This is a genomic window from Pseudomonas sp. P1_C12, assembly GCF_056406435.1.
In genome coordinates this window covers 23,895-43,622 of sequence record NZ_JBFUAE010000012.1, presented here as the reverse complement: position 1 = coordinate 43,622, position 19,728 = coordinate 23,895, and the positions used below count along the sequence as shown (strand labels likewise).

17 protein-coding genes are annotated in these 19,728 nt (G+C 54.8%); 10 read left to right on the top strand and 7 right to left on the bottom strand.

The window, feature by feature from the left end; translation table 11 throughout:
* Nucleotide 1 precedes the first annotated feature (1 nt).
* On the bottom strand, nt 2–1,372 hold the full coding sequence (locus tag AC1D19_RS20195; protein WP_477764309.1) for an outer membrane protein transport protein: 1,371 nt from the start codon (nt 1,370–1,372) through the stop codon (nt 2–4).
* A 211-nt stretch (nt 1,373–1,583) separates the two neighbouring features.
* Nucleotides 1,584–3,227, bottom strand: coding sequence for a GMC oxidoreductase (locus AC1D19_RS20190; RefSeq protein ID WP_477764308.1), 1,644 nt, complete (start codon nt 3,225–3,227; stop codon nt 1,584–1,586).
* A 184-nt stretch (nt 3,228–3,411) separates the two neighbouring features.
* On the opposite strand from AC1D19_RS20190, the gene AC1D19_RS20185 reads away from it, so the two are divergent.
* Genes AC1D19_RS20185 through AC1D19_RS20170 form a run of 4 tightly spaced genes read left to right on the top strand, consistent with a single transcriptional unit; the run spans nt 3,412 to nt 6,671 of the window.
* Nucleotides 3,412–4,257 carry an alpha/beta fold hydrolase gene (locus tag AC1D19_RS20185; RefSeq protein WP_477764307.1) on the top strand — a complete coding sequence of 282 codons (846 nt, stop codon included), beginning with the start codon at nt 3,412–3,414 and terminating at the stop codon, nt 4,255–4,257.
* 35 nt (nt 4,258–4,292) lie between these two features.
* Nucleotides 4,293–4,691: a helicase gene (locus AC1D19_RS20180; RefSeq protein ID WP_477756387.1), complete on the top strand. Its 399-nt coding sequence runs from the start codon at nt 4,293–4,295 to the stop codon at nt 4,689–4,691.
* Nucleotides 4,692–4,711: 20 nt separating this feature from the next.
* Complete coding sequence (locus AC1D19_RS20175; protein ID WP_477764306.1) at nt 4,712–5,425, top strand: winged helix-turn-helix transcriptional regulator; 714 nt, start codon at nt 4,712–4,714, stop codon at nt 5,423–5,425.
* Nucleotides 5,415–6,671, top strand: a complete 1,257-nt coding sequence (locus AC1D19_RS20170) for an NADH:flavin oxidoreductase/NADH oxidase family protein (RefSeq protein ID WP_477764305.1) — start codon at nt 5,415–5,417, stop codon at nt 6,669–6,671. The genes AC1D19_RS20175 and AC1D19_RS20170 overlap by 11 nt, the downstream gene beginning before the upstream one ends.
* Nucleotides 6,672–7,185: 514 nt before the next feature.
* On the opposite strand, the gene AC1D19_RS20165 is transcribed toward AC1D19_RS20170, so the two are convergent.
* Entirely contained in the window at nt 7,186–7,833 is a 648-nt protein-coding gene (locus AC1D19_RS20165) for a glutathione S-transferase family protein (RefSeq protein WP_477760855.1), read from the bottom strand.
* Between the two features lie 113 nt (nt 7,834–7,946).
* Between AC1D19_RS20165 and AC1D19_RS20160 the strand changes: the two genes are divergently transcribed.
* Nucleotides 7,947–8,513, top strand: a complete 567-nt coding sequence (locus AC1D19_RS20160) for a TetR/AcrR family transcriptional regulator (protein WP_477764304.1) — start codon at nt 7,947–7,949, stop codon at nt 8,511–8,513.
* 754 nt (nt 8,514–9,267) lie between these two features.
* Here AC1D19_RS20160 and AC1D19_RS20155 read toward each other — a convergent pair.
* Nucleotides 9,268–10,155 (bottom strand): LysR family transcriptional regulator, encoded by an 888-nt coding sequence (locus AC1D19_RS20155; RefSeq protein WP_477764417.1) that lies wholly within the window; start codon nt 10,153–10,155, stop codon nt 9,268–9,270.
* 105 nt (nt 10,156–10,260) lie between these two features.
* Here AC1D19_RS20155 and AC1D19_RS20150 point away from each other — a divergent pair, with 105 nt between their 5' ends.
* From AC1D19_RS20150 to AC1D19_RS20140, 3 genes are all read left to right on the top strand, one after another.
* Entirely contained in the window at nt 10,261–11,628 is a 1,368-nt protein-coding gene (locus AC1D19_RS20150) for an MFS transporter (RefSeq protein ID WP_477764303.1), read from the top strand.
* Entirely contained in the window at nt 11,609–12,019 is a 411-nt protein-coding gene (locus tag AC1D19_RS20145) for a DUF4440 domain-containing protein (protein WP_477764302.1), read from the top strand. The genes AC1D19_RS20150 and AC1D19_RS20145 overlap by 20 nt, the downstream gene beginning before the upstream one ends.
* Nucleotides 12,020–12,136: 117 nt before the next feature.
* A complete protein-coding gene (locus AC1D19_RS20140; RefSeq protein WP_477756012.1) occupies nt 12,137–12,382 on the top strand; it encodes a hypothetical protein in 246 nt (81 codons plus the stop codon).
* A gap of 318 nt (nt 12,383–12,700) precedes the next feature.
* Here the strand turns inward: AC1D19_RS20140 and AC1D19_RS20135 are convergent, their stop codons facing one another.
* The 3 genes from AC1D19_RS20135 to AC1D19_RS20125 all read right to left on the bottom strand — a co-directional run bounded on the left by AC1D19_RS20135 (nt 12,701) and on the right by AC1D19_RS20125 (nt 16,433).
* A complete protein-coding gene (locus tag AC1D19_RS20135; RefSeq protein WP_477764301.1) occupies nt 12,701–14,116 on the bottom strand; it encodes an amino acid permease in 1,416 nt (471 codons plus the stop codon).
* Between the two features lie 176 nt (nt 14,117–14,292).
* Nucleotides 14,293–15,348 carry an ornithine cyclodeaminase gene (locus tag AC1D19_RS20130; RefSeq protein WP_477764300.1) on the bottom strand — a complete coding sequence of 352 codons (1,056 nt, stop codon included), beginning with the start codon at nt 15,346–15,348 and terminating at the stop codon, nt 14,293–14,295.
* 50 nt (nt 15,349–15,398) lie between these two features.
* Nucleotides 15,399–16,433, bottom strand: a complete 1,035-nt coding sequence (locus tag AC1D19_RS20125) for a histone deacetylase family protein (RefSeq protein WP_477756009.1) — start codon at nt 16,431–16,433, stop codon at nt 15,399–15,401.
* A 119-nt stretch (nt 16,434–16,552) separates the two neighbouring features.
* On the opposite strand from AC1D19_RS20125, the gene AC1D19_RS20120 reads away from it, so the two are divergent.
* Both AC1D19_RS20120 and AC1D19_RS20115 read left to right on the top strand, forming a co-directional pair.
* Nucleotides 16,553–17,053, top strand: coding sequence for an Lrp/AsnC family transcriptional regulator (locus tag AC1D19_RS20120; protein ID WP_103393416.1), 501 nt, complete (start codon nt 16,553–16,555; stop codon nt 17,051–17,053).
* Between the two features lie 365 nt (nt 17,054–17,418).
* On the top strand, nt 17,419–19,545 hold the full coding sequence (locus tag AC1D19_RS20115) for a TonB-dependent siderophore receptor (protein WP_477764299.1): 2,127 nt from the start codon (nt 17,419–17,421) through the stop codon (nt 19,543–19,545).
* Nucleotides 19,546–19,728: the final 183 nt, after the last annotated feature.

The window sequence follows — 19,728 nt, the reverse complement described above, 5'->3', positions numbered from 1 at the left end:
GTCAAAATCGATGTGTTAGCTGTGCTGCTATAATGTGTGCGCTATTGTTGTATTTAGCGCTAAATCCGGGTTGTAAACCGTTTGTATCGGTTTGATTAACCGATGTGGTTGACTCCCATAGATAGGTATAGGCTATATCGATAGTCACATCAGAGTTGGGTGAGTAAGCGGCACCAAAAGCCAAGGCTTTTCGGTTTCCTACTGGAAGTCGCACGCTTCGGTCGGAGTTGCGGGCCGGCGAAGGATCAGAAGCCAAGCCACTGCGAAGTAGCCACTGTGAAGAGAGTTGGTACGAGACGCCAATAGCTGTCGACACAGTATTATGAAGTTTAAAGTCGTCTCCAACGGTTCCGAATCCTAACTGTTGGCCTAGGGAAGGTAATCCACTATTGATTGCTTCAATCCTCTGGATTCGACTCCACCGAGTCCAGATAGCACCTGCGTAACCAGTCCAGCGCTCATCAAAGCGATGGGTGAACGATGTATCCACTGACTCTGGTAATGTCACATCCATCTTGTTGTTATATTTTCCATCGAGGCCAAGTGCGCCGGGACTGTCGCTTATTTTAGTGTGGCCATCAGCATGGAAGTCGAGTTTTGAGTGGTAAGTTAATCCCCATGTGGTTGATTCGTTCATGTCAACCATCAGGCCAACGTTATAGCCAATGGCAGTGCCATTGCTTTTTACAGTAAGTTGTGTGTCCTTTCCATCATTCAAAGCCCCTGTGGCTAAATAGGACTGGATGTTGTTCTCAATACGATTGAATGTGGTGCCAATGCCAATAGCTACTTGATCGTTTAAGCGGTACGAGACAGCAGGGTGCAATGTTTTAACCTGAACCTTGCTGTAGGAGCCATGGTAGCGACCTTGGAAGGAACTCTCATAATCATTAACGAGGCCGTATGACGCATACAGACCAATGCCAGCGGTAAAATGATCGTCGATTGGCGAGGAGAAGTATCCGAAAGGAATAGCTGTAAGAGGTACTGAGTTGCCGTCAGTGGTACCTGGGGCAGTACTTCTTGCATCGCTTATGTTAACGTTTGCGTCAATTAATGCCAGTCCGCCGCTTACCTCTGTTTTTTTGATTTTACTTAAACCCGCTGGATTACCATACACGGTGCTTGCGTCTATTGCTGACGAGGAGCGGCCAGCATAAGCAGTCCCCGCAGCACTAGCGCTTTGTTCGTTGAGCGCAAGTCCATTTGCCCATGAAGCAGATGGAGTCCCTAGTGTTAGTAATAGAGTCGCCCCGAAGAGTATTGAACTGTGCGGGGTAAGGTGTGAGTTTGTTTTAAGTTTGGATTGGACGCTAGGGCAGGGGTGAGGTGTCACGTCAGTTGAGGGTTCAACTGTTTTTTTTGTATTCATTGGATGACCCGTTTTTGTTTTTATGCTTAGGCGAAGGTGCCGTTTCCAGCTAAGGATGGCAGTTCTTTAATATGACCAATCTGGTTCTGTATTGATGTGGTTTTTTATCGATTTAAAAGTTCTCTTGCGGCTTCTTTAGAAGGGTTCTGTAGAAGGCATAATTCGCGTCGTCCTGTATGACTTTTGGACATGGATAGTTGAAAGCAACCCGTTACTCCAACTGGGTCATCGCAATCCGAGTTTCGACTTGAGATTTCCCTTTCGCTGGTATGTGCGACATCGCGTGTTCCGCGAGTGCAGTGATCGTCAGACTTGGGTTCACGCCAAGGTTGGCACTGAGCATTGATCCGTCGCAGATCAGCAGGTTGCGATATCCAAACACTCTATTTTGCGCGTCCATGACACCATGGTCGTCGGATTCCGCCATGGCGCAACCGCCCATGCAATGCGCGGTTGTTGGAATGTTGAACAGGATTTCGCTGAGGAAGGTGGTCGCTATACCACCTAGTGCCTTGGCACCCTTTTCGACGAAGGCATTCGCTTGCGGGATGAACGTAGGAATTGGGCCGCCTTCTGTCACCAGTCGGCTTCCAAACGGCCAGTACCAGCGACGTTTAAGACGCATATTGATATGAGCATCGACCGTTTGCATCACAAGCAACAACATGTTTTCCCGTGCGAAGCCTCTGGGGTTGTGTACCCGTAGGGCCTGCATCGGGTGCCTGAGTAATGTCAGTATCCAAGTACCAATTCGCCTCCAGCCAGGGCGACCACCGCTCATCAGCGTCATCATCAGCCCTATGGCATCTGACCCTTCCGGATAGCGTACGACACCTATATGAGTATGCTCGTCCAAGTAGATACTGGCCCCGCCCGCCAAGCCTGGCGACATGCTTTTATCTGTGGAAGGGAAGCGGACGCCGATAAGTGATTCGGCATTGGTGCGTATCCGTTTACCCAGATCCTGACTGATACCAGGCAGAGAGCCTTTCTCCCTGAGCCGGAACAGCAACTCCATCGTCCCTAACGAGGATGCCGCGAACACCACGCCTCGGGCGCGGAAGACCCGCTTATTCTTGCGGAACCAGGAAGTCGAACATTGCGTGTGGATCTCGTAGCCGTCGCTGCCGTCCACCTTGCCATTCAACGGTCGGACGTCTACGACTTGAGTTTGCGCAAAGACTTGAGCTCCGTGCTTCTCAGCCAAAAACAGGTAGTTCTTGTCGAGTGTGTTCTTGGCATTGTGCCGGCAGCCCATCATGCAGCCGCCGCAGCCCACGCAACTGCCTCGCTCAGGGCCTTCACCGCCGAAGTACGGATCGGGATAGGTTTTGCCTGCGGCCTCGCCCTCTGGAGCGAAGAAGGTACCAACATTGGGTGCGTGAAAGGTGTGGGCGACGCCATTTAGCTCCGCCATCCTTTTAAGACGCAGATCCGCTTCTCCCAGGATTTTGCCCTCAGTGACTCCCAGCATTCTCTCGGCCTCTGCATAGTGCCTCGGCATGATGCTCTTCCAATCTGCCAGACCTGCCCACGAGCCCTCGTCCCAAACCTTATCCGAAGGCCTCAGCAGTGCGTTGGCGTAAGTGATGGAGCCTCCGCCGACCGCATTGCCGCTTGCGACGACCACGTGTCGAAACATCCGCATGCTGTAGAAACCGAACATTTTCAGCGCAGGCATCCACATCCATCTACGCAGATCCCAGTTGCTTTTCGGAAAGTCCTCGGCACGCCAACGGCGCCCCATTTCCATCACGCCAACACGGTAGCCCTTCTCCGTCAGCCGGTGCGCCGAAACGCTGCCGCCGAAGCCCGAGCCTATGACGATGAAGTCAAAGTCGAAAACCAGTTCCACGTTACGCTCCCATTTTTATTTTTTTGGAGAGGTCATGGCCTGCAAAAGCAGAGCAAGGCCCAGTCACGAATTCACTATACGATTCGTATTTCATTAATGCTATATTTTTTGTATAGTAAATGCCGGCGATCACAGGCTAGAATTGCTCCAGCCTCAGAATCCGAAACCGCTCGTGAGGAAAGACATGACCGATACGCATCAGACTGCCCAAACCCGCTTCAGCGAGATCGATGGCGACCGCTTCGCCTACCGCAGGTGGGGAAATACGGCCACCGAACAGCCGCCGCTGCTGATGCTTCAGCACTTTCGCGGTGGCATGGATCACTGGGATCCGCTGATGACCGACGGCTTGGGCCAGGGCAGGGAAGTGATCCTCTTCAATGGTCGTGGCGTGGCCTCGTCCTCCGGCCAGCCACGTCGTCGCATTGAAGACATGGCTGATGATGCCGCCGCCTTCGTACGTGCCTTGGGCCTGGAGAAAATCGATGTATTGGGCTTCTCACTTGGCGGCTTCCAGGCGTTGGATCTGACATGGCGACATCCCGCACTTGTTCGTAAGCTGATGCTATTGGGTACAGGCCCGCGTGGAGGCAACCCGGACATGGAACCTGAGGTACTGACGACCGCGCCGCGTCCAGTTCCGACCTACGAAGACTTTGAGTACCTGTTTTTTGGCCGTTCCGAGGTGGCAAAGCGAGCTGCAAGCGAATTCTGGGAGCGCCGGCATCAGCGCGAGGATCAGGATCCGCCTACTTCGCAGGAAGTTGCATCGGCGCAGATCGAGGCAAACATGCTGTATCTGCCGAGGGTGTCCGAAGACGATCCGTTTGCCTACTTACGTCAAATCAAGCAATCGACGTTTATCCTTAATGGCGTGCACGACGTAATGATTCCGACCATCAACTCGTTCTACATGGCGCGCAATCTGCCGAACGCGCAGTTGTTTATTTATCCGGATGCCGGGCACGGCGCGCAGTTCCAGTACCCGGAGCGCTTTCTCTATCACGCCGCCAGGTTTCTCAGCGAATAACGTCAAACCCGATCCACCGACTCAAGGTTGTCACCATGATCAAGTTCAAATTTCTATTGTGGATGTTCACTCAACTGCTGAAACGGCAAGTCAGGAAAAACCCCGATTGCGCCCGCTACATCGCAGGCGAGGATCTTGTGTTCCAGATCCGTACCGATGCAGGTGTCGGCCGCTATTTCGTCATCCGAAACGGCGCCATCCGCTCCGTTGCCGGCCTGGCCGACAATCCGCGCTTCACTTTGAAATTTAAAGACGCCGATAAGGGTTTTGCAATTCTCTCGGCCAAGGACAGCCAGGCAGCGTTCCTTAGGGGGCTGGGTAACGAGGAGTTGGTTATCAGCGGTGATTTCCTCAAGGTAATGTTTTTCCAGGGACTGACTGCTTACCTGCAGCCACCCAAATTGGTCGCTCCCTATGACCGCACTGCGTTTTAACGACGATGGCGCCTGACAAAATGCTAAACAAGACCTATGGGCAGCTGTGTCCGATTGCCAGAAGCCTCGATGTGCTAGGCGAGCGCTGGACGCTATTGGTGCTCCGCGAACTGCTATTGGGCCCAAAGCGGTTCAAAGAGCTGTTGGCGGTATTGCCGGCAATGGGGACCAACCGGTTGTCCGCACGCCTGAAGGTGCTGGTAGACAACGGAATCGCCAAGCCTGCTACAGCGCCAATAGCCGCCTACGAACTAACGGAATTGGGGGAGCAGTTGCGTAAACCACTGCTCGCGCTAGGACTCTGGGGGCTGAGCTTGCCAGTGGACGAACGCATCGACCCCGCAACTGCACGCGCTGAACTCATAGCCCTCAGCCTCACGGGCATTGGCTGCTCCGATGCGAGCACTGGATTACGCGCCACATACGAGTTTCACGTCGGCGAGGAAGTCTTCCACATACGCGTGGATGACAGCGAGATACTCGCGCGCTCAGGTAATGCCCCAGCGGCCGATGTGGTCATCCACTGCGATCTGAACACCTTCATGGCGCTGGCCCTACGACAAATTTCGCCGGCAGATGCATTGCGCGAAGGTCGGGCTCATCTACCGCACACACAGCTCGAAACCTTCGAGCAACTGTTTCAAGCGCTCGAATTCAATCCGGAAAACTTACCGGACACATTGCTTGCTGCTCTTCCTCATTCCAGCCTTGTGGGAACACCAGATGAAAGCTGAAACAAACCTGCTGAACCAATCCCTGCAACTGCCCAACGGAAGCGTGCTGCGCAATCGACTGGCCAAGGCATCGATGAGCGAGACGCTCGGCACTTACGATAACCGTCCCACCCTAGGGCTGGTCGAACTCTACCGTCGCTGGGCAGCTTCCGGTCTGGGACTAATCATTACGGGGAATGTGATGATTGACCGTCGCGCCCTTGGCGAACCGGGCAATGTCGTCATTGAGGACGAGAAAGATCTGCCGGTACTGCGACAGTGGGCGAAGGTTGCTACCGACCAGGGGGCAGCGATCTGGGTGCAACTCAACCACCCTGGCAAACAATCGACAAAGGGGCTGAACGCCAGCAACCTTGCTCCATCGGCTGTTCCGTTCCGAGAGGATATGGCTGCCTTTTTCGAAACCCCGCGTGAAGCCACTGTTGCCGAGATCCAAGACATCATCGAGCGCTTCGGGCGCAGTGCCGCCATCTGCAAAAAAGCTGGATTCAGCGGCGTGGAAATCCACGGAGCACACGGCTACCTGATCAATCAGTTCCTCTCACCCCATCACAATCGGCGCGAAGACGAATGGGGTGGCACACCGCAGAAGCGTCGCCGTTTTGTGCTGGCCGTCTACGCCGAAATTCGACGCCAGGTCGGAGCGGACTTCCCGGTGGGGATTAAACTCAACTCGGCTGATTTTCAGCGCGGTGGCTTCACTGAAGAGGAGTCGATGGAAACTATCCGCGCGCTGATCGACGCGGGTATTGATCTAATCGAGATATCCGGCGGCACCTACGAGGCTCCAGCCATGAGTGGTGCGATGCATGAGCCGAAAAAAGGCTCTACCGTAGCGCGCGAAGCCTACTTCTTGGAGTTCGCCGCGAAGGTTCGAGCTAACGTGCAAGTGCCCTTGATGGTCACAGGCGGTTTTCGCACTGCGGCAGGGATGAACGAGGCACTGCGCTCCGGATCGCTGGATGTGGTCGGTCTGGCACGATTGTTGGCCATTGATCCGGATGCCCCAGCGGCATTGCTGAAGGGGAGCGACAGCAATCAACAGGTGCGACCAATCAATACCGGCATCAAGGCCGTGGATCGCATGGGGATTATGGAAATCCTCTGGTACACCGGACAACTCAAACGCATTGCCAAAGGTGGCGAACCTCGCCCCAACGAAAGTGGATTCTGGGCGTTCCTTAAAGCTGCGTTCGGCAGCGGGTGGGGGGCATTGCGCACTCGCCGCTTGCGGGCCCGCTCCTGAAACCGGCATAAGCTGCGAGTCCCGAGACGCTGCCCTTAGCACCAGTCGGCCGCTTTATTGCTGTACTGGCGTTGACCTCTTACTCGGGTCGTAGAAGCAATCGCACCAGCAATGGTCGCGCGCGGCTTTAGCGTATTCACCAGTCACTGACTACGATTTGAAAACTGAACCTGGTAGGCAGGCCCTTTTGGAGCAACGGTGCCATGTGTTGTGTCCGCAGAAAAAATCAGCGAAGCAGGACGATGTTCTGAGGAAGTGAGGATTGCATTTCAGTTTGTGAAACGTACTGTGAATCCATAGATGGCAATCACTGCGAAATTGCACTCCACTTGACCACCCGTTTGCATTCGACCTGACCAGTCATTTGCATTCGTTCTGACCACCAATTGCATCGGATTTGACCCGCTTGCTTCGTGGCCATGACCGGCAGAGAAGCCAATTGCGGACGTTCACCGAGGTCCGATTTCGGCCAGGAGCGGCCCTTGGGCGAACGATAAGTCCATCATTTTCTGTATTAACTAAAGTTCGGCTCGGTCAACACGTTACGCCCTGACTGGCGCAATCGCATGCGAAAAAGATAATCACGAAGATTTGATGTTTTTTTCAGCCATTGCGCACTTTCGGGCACGCGTTCCAAATAATCGAGCATAGGCGTCAGGATGGCGTCCGCCATGCTGTAGTCCGCCCCGCAGAAAAATTGCTGCCCGTCCAAATGCTTCGCCAGCAGCCCAAGTGTCTGGATCGCCATTGGCTCGGCGGTAGTCACAGCTTCTCTATCAATAGGGCGTGACGGCTGCGCAGGTGAAACCAGCAGTAAAAGATAACGACGTATCAGTCGATCATCGGCATACATCGCCAGGGCAGCGGACCACTGATCGACCTTTACCTGCTGGGCCAAGTCAGCGGGTCTTGGAGAAGTATGCGCAAAGGCTTCATCCAGGTAGCGGCAAATGGTGGTTGTTTCAATTACGCTCCGCTCTCCATGCAGCAAAACCGGGACCTTGCCAAAAGGATGCAGTGCCTTGTGTTCAGGGCTGTGGAGCGTGATCGTTTTACCATCCACCTGCATCCCGTGTGTGTAATCTAGCGCTTTCTCTTCGCAGTAAAGTCTGACACTACGTACGAAGGTGCTAAATCCAGGTCCCAGTATGTGCAATTTCATGAGTAGCTCCTTGAGGGAAGAGTCGGCAATTCTGGTCGGTATGACTTTATGTTCAAGAACATAAAGTCCCGTTTTGTCATACTCCATCTCACGCTTTACTGAGGAGAAGACGCATGCCCTGGCCTGCTACACAGCGCGCAACCACTCGACAGATGATTCTGGATAGCGCAGCGCGACTCTTCGCACTGGAAGGTTTCGAAAAAGTCAGTATCGACTCAATTATGGAGAGTGCGGGATTGACCCGAGGGGCCTTCTATAGTCACTTCGCATCCAAAACGGAGCTTTACACCGAAGCTATTAGAAATGCCGCGAACGCGGGGGGCGCGATACTGGAAGAGGCTGGTAAAGATGGTTTGCAGCAGGTAGTGAAAGACTATCTCCGCATGGACCATCGGGATGCAAGCCGTATGCACTGTCCGTTAGCCTTCATGGTCAATGATGCTGCTCAGCAGGACGGAGCCATCCAGGAAAGCTACACCCAAGTGCTCGCAGCTTTCATCACACGTCTGGAGTCCGGACTGAAATCGACGACAGAGGCGGATACACGCCAGCATGCTTTGCAAATTGCCGTAGGGATGATTGGTGGCTTGGCACTAGCTCGAGCTGTGGCCGATGATCAATTGGCGCAAGAGATTCTTACAGCCTGTCAACAGGGATGTTTGCAGCTCGTTGAGCTATGACATGCCATAACAAACAACGAAACGACCGCTTTGGATCGACCGGTTGAGTCCACAGCCAATAGCAGGCATTGGGCTTGATCAGTCAAGACGAGTATCCGGTCAAACGAAAGCCCCTGAATCTCTCGATTCAGGGGCTTTTATTTGGTTCTTCACGGAATTCCGGGGAACACCGATACCTGTAGAAGCTGCGGTGCGGCGATCCGACTTGCCAGCGATGGCAACTGACGGCCGAGCATTTTCTTCCTGGTGTACATATTCATTGCTGCGGTAACGGCCACTTAGGGTTCCGCCCTTACGGCGGGTCACTTGGAAGAGCGGAACGCCGCCCGGCCCCAAGTAACCAAGGGCTCTTGCCCCTGACGTTCGGTGCCTCGCCTAGGCTCGGCATGCCCTCGCTCCGGTCCTGCTCCGTGGGCCCGCCGCGATCGGCCATCCATGGCCGTGCGCGGCTAACCCGGCATCCATGCCGGGTTGCCCACTGCGCAGAACCTGCGCTCGGCCTCACGAGGGGGCGTGCACCGCAACAGCACCGCGAGGCGAGCTAATGCTCGACCTCGTTGTTTGGTGGTGCACGCGTTCCCCTGTAGGAGCTGCCGAAGGCTGCGATCTTTTGATCTTGCTTTTGCGATCTGGAGATTGCTGAAGATTAAGATCAAAAAGATCGTCCGAACGCGGCCCGAACCTTCGGCAGCCCCTACAGATATTTCGTTATATGTGCTCCCCGGGATTGCGTGAAGAACCTTTTATTTGGTGCTTACTGCGCCAGATGTAGCAACAGGAAATCGATGAATGCCCTCGATTTGTGGGGCAAATGCGGGCTGTTGGGAAACACCACATTGACGGACTGCGAGGGCAGCGAATAGTCGGGCAACAACCGGATCAGCCGCTCGCTGGCGATATCGTCCTTGACCACCCAGGCGGGCAGCACCGAGACGCCTAGCGACGACAACGTCATGGAGCGGATGGCCGTGGAAGAATTGGATTCAAACTGATTGATCCCGTTGATCTCGACAGTCCCCAAGTGCGGATGGCGCAACGTCCACTGGGTCGGTGCCTGCAGGTTGCTGTTGGCGATCCACGGCACCGAATTCAGGTCCTGAGGATTCTGCACCGGGTGACGTGCAAGAAACGTCTCGGTAGCCACCAGGACAATTTCATAATCCGCCAGTTTACGGCTCTTGAAAGCCGAGTCCGCCAAATGGCCTAAACGGATTACCAGGTCTAACTTTTCCGCCACCAGATCATTGAGTGACGAGTTGAAGTTATAACAGAGTTTTATTTCCGGGTAGCGCTCTATAAATTGCGGTATCAACGGAAGAATATAGGCCTTGCCGTATTCACTGGTGGAACTGAAGCGCAACTTGCCGGACACCCGATTATGTCCTTTTAATACATTATCGAAGGCGTTATCGATGTCCGCGACAATACCTTTGAATTCTTCATAAAAGTCCTGACCGGTTTCGGTGAGGGATATATTTCGGGTGTTTCTAATCAACAACGTCGCTGACAGCACATCCTCCAGCGCCTTGACATGCAGGCTGGCCATGGCTTTGCTGATGCTCAGGTAATTGGCAGCCTTGGTGTAAGAACCAAAATCGACCACGGCCAGGAATGTCTGGACCCGATTAAGATGAGTGTGCATAGAAATATGGTTCACTGTTAAATCCCGTCAAACATTGTTTCAAGGATAGTCGTATCGACAGTTCAAGTCCACCGCCCTTATGCTTCGCGGAAAAGGGGAAACAACATGACCTATCGCTACAAAGTTGCACTGATATTTCTGATCGGCTTTTTTATAGACTGCATTAACATCTTTATGTCAGCGGTCGCATTGCCGAGTATATCGGCAGCGCTGCACGTTAGTACTTCAGACGTTGCGTGGGTGGCTAACGCTTATATTCTGGGGCTGACACTGATCATTCCGGTCAGCACCTGGTTGGCCGGTCGTTTTGGCAGTCGGGAAATCCTCACCACCTCGATGATCGTGTTTACAGCCTCCGTGTGGATGTGTGGGCTGGCCAACAGTTTCAACGAGCTGGTGATCTGGCGCTTCGTCCAGGGGATTGGCGGCGGCCTGTTGATTCCTGTCGGACAGGCACTGACGTTCAACCTGTTCAAGGGCGAGCAGCGGACGAAAATATCCACGTTGGTCATGGCCGTTGCCCTGATTGCGCCCGCCATTTCACCGACCATCGGCGGCATCATCGTCGACAGCAGCTCCTGGCGCTGGGTGTTCTACAGCAACATCCCGTTCTCACTGATCGCGGCATTGCTGTCATGGTTCTGGATCAACGAAGCGCGACCGACGACTTTGCCCAGACCCGACATCAAGGGCTTGCTGCTGGTCAGCGCGGCACTCGGCAGCCTGCTGATGGGCATGTCGTTGTATGGCGGCGACGCTCCGGCATGGGTGGCCGGCCTTTTCGTCATGGCCGGCGTTACGTTCGTCGTGCTGTACGGGCTGCACTACCGCACCTGCAAAAATCCGATCATTGAACTGAGCCTGCTCAAAAGCAAAAAACTCAGCACCTCCGTCTATATCTATTACGCGATTCCCGGTGTGTTCACGGGGGTCAACTTGATGAGCATCTTCTTCCTGCAAAACACCCTGTACTTCAGCGCCCGACTGACAGGGATGTTCATGATCCTCTACGCCATCGGCGCATTCATCGCGATGCTTATCTGTGGCCGGGTCTATAACCGGATGGGCGCCAAGCGGCTGTTTGCCCTCGGGATGCTATTGCACAGCGCCGGCATCGCCACCCTGTTACTGGTGAACGATCCCTCAGACTTTCTGGTGATCGTCATCGCCTACAGCTTGATGGGGATCGGCGGCGGCATCGGTGCCAACACAGCACAAACCACGTCGCTGATGGACTTCGAGGGCAATGACACCCACAAGGCCAGTGTCATCTGGAACATCAACCGACAGATGTCATTCAGCATCGGCGCGGCCCTCTTCCTGATGGTTTTCAACCTGCTCTTGAAGCATTTCGATACCACCCAGGCCTACCACGTGACCTTTGCCATCGCCGCGCTGGTGGGCCTGTTCCCACTCTTTCAACTGAGTCAGTTGAACACTCAAAAGGACTGTCATGCGCAACAAAATAGTTGAACAGGCGCACCACAGCATTCATCACGTGCACGAGCTGATCCACACCCTGTTCACCGACGCAAACGGTAAGGGGCAGGCCACGCTTGAACCTCTGATATCGGCCTTTGCCGAGCACTTCACCATGGTCACCACCTCGGCCGCCATTGTCAGCCGGGCGACGGTCGAACAGATGTTTAAAGGTGCAGTCGGCGCCAAGCCAGGCCTGGAGATCGTCATCAGCGATCTGCAGACGGTCTGGCAGGAAGGCAACAGCGTGGCGATTCGCTACAAGGAAACCCATCGCCTCGGCCAGCGCGAAAGCTCACGGGTTTCGGTGGCGATCATTGGCATGCATCACCACAACGCCCAATGGATCTACCTGCATGAAACGCCGCTAAGCCAGGAAAGCTGATTCTCGTATGAACTACACAATCACTGATTGCCGAATGCTCTCGGCCTCTATCAAAGAAATCACCGTCAGCCCGCTAACAACGGGGTGTGCGGTGCCGGCGGCGGGCGTACATTTCAAATGAAGGCTGCATTGCCTACCCACTCAGGGGATTTACCGCTTTTGCAGACATCTCTGAATGTCTGCAATGGGCGGTTCTCTGCCGGTCGTCACTACAGCGTGTGCTGGTCAAGTCGAATGCAAACAGTTGGTCAACACGGATGCAATCAGGTGGTCAAGTCCATGCAATTACCCAATCACAAAACGCTGAAAGAGTGGAAAGCTGAGTACGGATCCGCGACTGTTGAATCCTGGCAGATAAAGTGATTCTGGCTTGAGTACAAAAGAGCCCTGAAAGAGCCTTTTTTGTTTGGTATGTAATGGCTGCCCAGGGACGGAAAAACGGCCCGACACTTTCTGGAGGATGTTGGGAAGTTGGCGATGAGAATCATAGGGACGAGTTGGTGCAGCTTTGCCTACGGCGTCTCACCATTTGTCAGCAAACCGAATCGTTCATCCGTAGAGTTGGCCGTCAATGAAATATGACGGCCATCAGTTGGGGCTCTTTAGCCTGTAGTCATCCCGGAAATGCCACGTCGCTGACGCGCTCTTCACTCATCGGCACCGAAAGGCACCAGGTGAACATCAGCTGTATTGATTTGCCGACCCGTCAGCGGGTTTTGGTTTTCTGGAACAGGTTAACTGGTAAGCAATTGCCAACCATATGAACCAACCCGGCATGACCATCAAGGCAATTCGGGTGTCGGGTCTCAATGCCAACAGGCAGAGAACGAAACCCAGAAACCCCAGGGAAAACCAGGCCATCGGCACGCCGCCAGGCATCTTGTAGGCCGATTTCGCATGCAGCTCGGGTCGCTTTTTGCGATAGGCAATGTAGGACGCGAGGATGGTCGACCAAGTGAAAATCACCAGGATTGCCGACACGGTAGAAACGATGGTGAACGCTGTCATCACTTCTGGAACGATGAACAGCAACAGTACCCCCACCAGCATCAACAATGTGGTGAACGCCAGGCTCAGCAAAGGCACGCTATTGCTCGACAGACGCCGGAAAATCCCCGGAGCGTTGTCCTGATTGGCCAGTCCAAACAGCATGCGACTGGATGAAAATACGCCACTGTTGGCCGATGAGGCGGCGGATGTCAGCACCACAAAATTGACGATGCCGGCTGCTGCGGGAAACCCTGCGACCAGAAACAGCTCGACGAACGGGCTCTTGTTGGGCGAAACCTGTTGCCAGGAAGTCACTGCAATAATGCAGGCCAGTGCCAGCACATAAAACAGGATGATTCTCAGCGGAATCGAGTTGATGGCTTTAGGCAGGGTCTTCTCGGGGGAGCGCGTTTCGGCGGCTGCGGTGCCGATCAGCTCGGTGCCCGCAAAGGAGAAAATCGCCATCTGGAACCCGGCAAAGAAACCGAACAAGCCGTTGGGGAAGGCGGCCTGTTTATCCAGCAAGTGGTTCAGGGATGCAGTAACGCCACTGGGTGAGACAAAGGAGCTGGCAATCATCACCATGCTGACGCCAATCAGGGTGACGACGGCAATGATCTTGATGATCGCGAACCAGAACTCCACCTCACCAAAAAGCCTGACAGTCAGCACATTCAAGGCGAACAGTGTCATCAGCATGCCGATCGCCGGTATCCAGGCGGGTACATCGGGGAACCAATACTGAAAAAATCCACCCACCACGACGGCATCACCTATCACTGCAACGCTCCAGCTTAGCCAGTATGACCAGCCAAGGAAAAATGCCGCGCGTGGGCCAAGATAGGCACCGGCAAAATCCGCGAAGGTTTTGAAGTTCAAGTTGGAGAGCAACAGTTCGCCCATGGCACGCATGACGAAGTAGACGAACAGACCGATGATCATATAGATGAGGATGATCGACGTACCGGAGAGGGCGATGATCTTCCCGGAGCCCATGAACAGACCGGTACCGATGGCACCTCCCATGGCCATTAACTGAATGTGACGATTGCTGAGCGTGCGCTGCAGCGCGGGCTGTTCAACCAGCCCGGACGGAGTCGATTTCATTACAAAACCTCTTGATTTTATGTTTTTGAGTTTTGGCAGAAAAGTGGGTGTCGAGCGTTCTTGTTAGAGATGCAACGGCTACTGACGGTGGTGGTTTGCGGGTGGCAGGGTTTCTCGTCCGCTCACCCGGTGAGTAGCCCCTTGGCACTTTGCTCAGGGGGCCTCACCTATGGCTATCAACTGACTGTGCGCAGGCGCGAGGGGGCGATTGCTGGCAGCTGATCAAGCAGTTGGTAGAGGTTTTTTATGTTGGCAGGCGTCGGCACCAGATGGATGCGCTCACCGATGGCATGCTCCCGCGCCAGATCGTGCACGTAGCGCAGTGACGAAAAGTCTTCCAGGGCAAAACCCACCGAATCGAAAACGGTGACCTGGGTGTCGTTCTCACGGCCCGGGACATCGCCCTGGACAATCCGGAAGAACTCCACGACGGGAAAGTCGACCTCCAATTGTTGAATATCGCCTTCAATCCGGGTTTGAGGTTCAAACTCAACGATGACCCGGGCATTGCGCAGGATGTCGGCGTGCAGTTCGGTTTTCCCTGGGCAGTCACCGCCCACGGCGTTGATATGCATGCCGGGCTCGATCATCTCGGGCGTCAGAATCGTTGCATAGGCCTTGTCTGCGGTGACTGTGGTGACGATGTGCGCGCCCTTGACCGCTTCCTGTACCGAGTTGGCCAGAATCACCTCAATATCCGGGAATGCGGCCAGGTTGTGCTTCAACTTGAGTGAAGCGTCGCGATCGATATCGAAAATGCGAATTTCCTTGATGGACAGCATTTCGTGGAAGGCGAGGGCCTGAAACTCGCTTTGGGCGCCATTGCCGATGATTGCCATGGTGCTTGCACCCGGGCGCGCCAGGGACTGCGCAACCAATGCGGAAGTCGCGGCAGTGCGCACGGCTGTGGTCAGCGTCAGTTCGCTGAGCAAGGTTGGATAGCCACTGTGGACATCGGCCAGGACACCGAAGGCCATGACCGTCAGCAAGTTGCTTTGACCGTTGTCCGGGTGACCGTTCACGTACTTGAACGAGTACTGCTGGCCATCGTCGGTCGGCATCAACTCGATCACACCGTCGGCCGAATGATTGGCGGTGCGGGGCGACTTATCAAACTGCGCCCAGCGTGAATAGTCAGTTTCGATGTAAGTGGCCATCTCGCGGATTGCCCGGCGGATTCCCACTGTGGCGAACAGGCGTGCGGCATGATCGACGTCTATAAAAAGAGTCATGTTTTTATTCTCCGATTCAATAGTTGAAGCGTTGCGATTCAGGGGATGACTCAGGCGCGTTTACTCTCATAGCCATGCAGTACGTTGACCGCATTGATCCCGATTTCATCGACCATGTAGCCACCTTCCATGACGAATAGGGTGGGGCAGCCGACGCTCGCGATCAGCTCGCCGATGCCGATGAAGTCTTCACTTTCCAGCAGGAAGTGACTGATGGGGTCGTCCTTGAACGTGTCGACGCCCAGTGAAATAACCAACACTTCAGGGGCAAATTGCTGGAGTTTCTTGCAGGCGTGTAGCAGGGCGTTGCGATAGCTTTCCCAGGTGGTGTTCTTCGGCAGCGGATAGTTCAGGTTGTATCCTTCGCCTTGCCCTGCGCCGACTTCGTGGCTGAAGCCTGAGTAGTACGGGTAGGACACCGCCGGTTCGCCGTGCAGCGAGACAAACATGACGTCACTACGCTCGTAGAAAATGTTCTGGGTGCCGTTTCCGTGATGAAAGTCGACGTCCAGTACGGCGACACGTTTGGCACCTTGGGTAATGGCCTGCTGTGCAGCAATGGCGGCATTGTTCAGATAGCAGTAGCCGCCCATGTATTCGCGCGCTGCGTGATGGCCGGGTGGGCGGCACAGGGCAAAGGCACTGTCGTGGCCTTCATCGATCAGCGCCAGGCCGGTGAGGGCGATGTCTGCACTGGTTTTCACCGCTTGCCAAGTGGTGGCGGTAATCGGGGAGCCGGCGTCCATGGCATAGAAACCCAGCTTGCCGTCGATGAAAGTCGGGACTTGCTCGTTGGACAGGTCGCGCACTGGCCATACCAGCGGTAGGGCATCGTGCGTACGTCCGGTCGCGCTCCATTCTGACCAGGCGCTTTCCAGAAAGCTGACGTAGCGCTCGCTGTGCGCATTGACGTAACACGACCGGTCAAATGCTCGCGGCTCGACGATCTGGCCAAGGCCTACCTGCTTGACACGGTTATGGACAGTATCGGCCCGACTGGGCTGTTCGAACGACGGCTTGAGCACGCCGTCTTTCAATTCGGTGCCGTGGTGCAAGCGGTGGGAATCACTGAAAACTGTAAACATTCTGCGCATCCGTTAATGTGAACCAGTGCAAATATTCTGTTCCGGCCGGGATGCGCTTTCTTTGCTTTGTTTTCGTGGTTTACTAGATTATTCGGGCGTTTTTACTCTGGAATGGCGTAATGCAGAAAAAATCATCCAAACGCATCAGTCTCGACGATACCGACTTGGCAATCCTCGCATTGCTGCAAGAAGATGCGAGTATTTCCAACGCTGAGCTCAGTGAGCGCTTGTCGTTAAGCCTGACACCTTGCTGGAGGCGGCGTAAGAGAATGGAGGAGGCGGGCGTGATCAAGGGGTATCAGGCGAACCTTGATCGACGAATGCTGGGGTTGGATATCATGGCGTTCGTGCACATCCGTTTTTCCACCCACGCCGATCACGCTCCCGACGCTTTCGAGGCGGTGATTGCGCAATTGCCTGAAGTGTTGTCCTGTCACAAGATCACCGGGGATGCCGATTACGTGCTGCAAGTGTTGGCAGAGGATCTTGATAGCTACAGTGACTTTATCGAGCAGGTGCTCAGGCGTCAGGTGGGCATTGCGTCCATCCAGTCCAGTCTGGCTTTACGCGAGGTCAAGACCAGTAGCCGTATCGCGATACCCAAATCGAGCAAGGAGTGAATGGGCAGGGGTTAGATCACCTTGTGAAACCCTGCCTTTGACGTAGCTCCGTTGTAATGAAGCCCGGAATAGCAAGGTGCTGACGAAGTGGAAAGCTGAGCACAGCTCTGCGACCGTTGAGTCCTGGCTGACCAAGTAATTCTGAAATGAGTACCAAAGGGCTCTTCGAGGGCCCTTTTTTACGTCATAGGGTCTTCAAGCGATGTGTTCTGGAATTGCTTGATTAGCGATTTGTGCAACCGTAGGTAGCGTTCAGAAAATACAAATGCGAATACGTATCAAAAGCTGATAATGCGGTATACCATACGCCTCGATTTGTTGGCACGTATGCCGTCCCATTTGGCTATTTTTTCAAGGTTTCCTAGATGCGTCGTACTCTGGTTTCTATCTGTGTGATTCATGCGTTTTCCGCTTCCTCCTGGGCAGAGGGCGCCACAACCGATAAAGCCAGTCTGGAGTTGCAAGCAACCGACATCGTTGGCACAGCTGACTTTGAAACCGCCCTGGGGCCCGTCGACGGGTACCGGGCGACGCGTTCATCCAGTGCAACGCGTACCGACACGTCGATCCACGAGACGCCTCAATCCATCAGTGTAGTGACCAAGGATGTCGTGGAAGACATCAGTGCCACCCGATTGCAGGACGCGCTCGATTACGCCGGTGGTGTGGGGCGGGCCAACAACTTTGGCGGCCAGGGCCTGACCACATTTACCGTGCGTGGATTTACCACCGGGGAGTTTTATCGCAACGGGTTCCCGATCAACCGTGGCTATCCGAACATGCCGGATGCGAACACCATCGAAAGGCTCGAAGTTCTGCGAGGGCCTGCGACCATGCTCTATGGCCGAGGCGATCCAGGTGGCACGTTCAACATCATCTCCAAACAACCTCTGGCCGAGCCCACTGTGACGCTGGGTAGCCAACTCGACGACCAGGGAATGCAACGCGGAACTCTGGATGCCTCCGGCCCGCTGGATGAAGAAGGCCGTTTGGCCTATCGCTTGAATGTGGTGGGAGAGGGCGGCGATACCTTCCGAGATCATGTCGAAACCGAACGATACGGCGTCACTCCGGTACTTGCCTGGCAGGTCGACGACGACACCAAGGTGATCTTCGAGGGGGATTTCATGCGCAACAATCACCCGCTGGATCGCGGCGTGACGCACTTTCCCAATCAAATCGGCATAGCCTCTCGCGACACCTTCTTCGGTGAAAAAGACGTTGGCAAACTGCACAACGACAACAACATGGCGCAGCTGCGTTTCGAGCACCTGATCAGTGATAACTGGACATTGGGCGGCGGTTTTCAATGGCTCGACGGCACCCTCGAGGGGAATGCGGTCGAAGCCAACGGTGTGGCCGCAGACGGGCGCACCCTGGGCCGTAACTTCAACTACCGCAAGCTGGAGTGGACGGACAAGGACACCCAACTCAACCTCACAGGACATTTCACCGCAGGCGGTTTCGATCACACCCTGCTGACCGGCGTCGAGTACGAGGATTACGACTACAAGTCGATCATCCAGCGCTCCAGCGGGGCCGTGAGTGCCTACCCGATCGATATCTTCAACCCGGTGTATGGCCAACCTCATCCAGCCTTGACCCGAACCCCGACCAACGACAAGGAAAACCTCAAGACCTACGCGGCATTCGTCCAGGATCAGGTGGCCTTGACCGAGCGTTTGAGAGTATTGGCCGGGGCCCGTTTCGAGCGCTTCGAGCATGATTACCAAACCTTTGTGCCGGGCGGCAGAAGCTGGGAGGCCAGCGACAATGCGGTGACCCCGCGCGTTGGGGTGACCTATGACCTCACCGACACCGTGGCGATCTATGCCGATACGGCTCGCTCGTTCAAGCCCAACACCGGTGCCAGTCGCCAGGGCGGTGGTTTCGAACCGGAAAAGGGCAAGTCGTATGAACTGGGTATCAAGTGGGAAGCGCTGGACAGTCAATTGAGTGTCGACGCGGCGATCTACCAGATCGAAAAGCGCAACGTACTCACCACCGATCCGGTGGACTCGACGTTCACTGTGGCGGCAGGCGAGGTGCGCAGCCGTGGTTTCGACCTGAACATCGCCGGCAACCTGACGCCGCAATGGCGGGTGATTGGCGGCTACGCCTATGTCGATGCCGAAGTGATCAAGGACAATGTCATCCAGTCCGGCACCCGACTGATGAATATTCCGCAGAACAGCTTCAGCCTGCTTAACGTCTACGAGTTCCAGGATGGTGCCCTCAAGGGACTAGGGCTTGGCACCGGTCTCAAGTACGTCGATGAGCGCGCAGGGCAGACCGCCAACACGGCGTTTTCGATGGGCAACTACACCGTTGTCGATCTACTGAGCTACTACAAGGTCAACGAAAAAATCCGACTGAATCTGGATGTGAAAAACCTGACGGACGAAGATTATGAGGAGGGGGCGTTCGGCAACGTTTACGCTTATCCAGGGGCGCCGAGAACGGTGCAGGTCGGTATTTCATATTCGTTGTAATTCGGTTGAATGGGCAGTTGCATGCTGTGAAAGCTCTGCACAGTTCCGCGACCGTTGAGTTCTGGCTGACCAAGTGATTTTGGTTTGAGTACAAAAAAGGCCCGATAAGGGCCTTTCTTTTTTATAGCAGCGTAGGGCATCTAGTTTGGTGGGAGTCAGGGTGCGCCTACGGACACCTTTCTG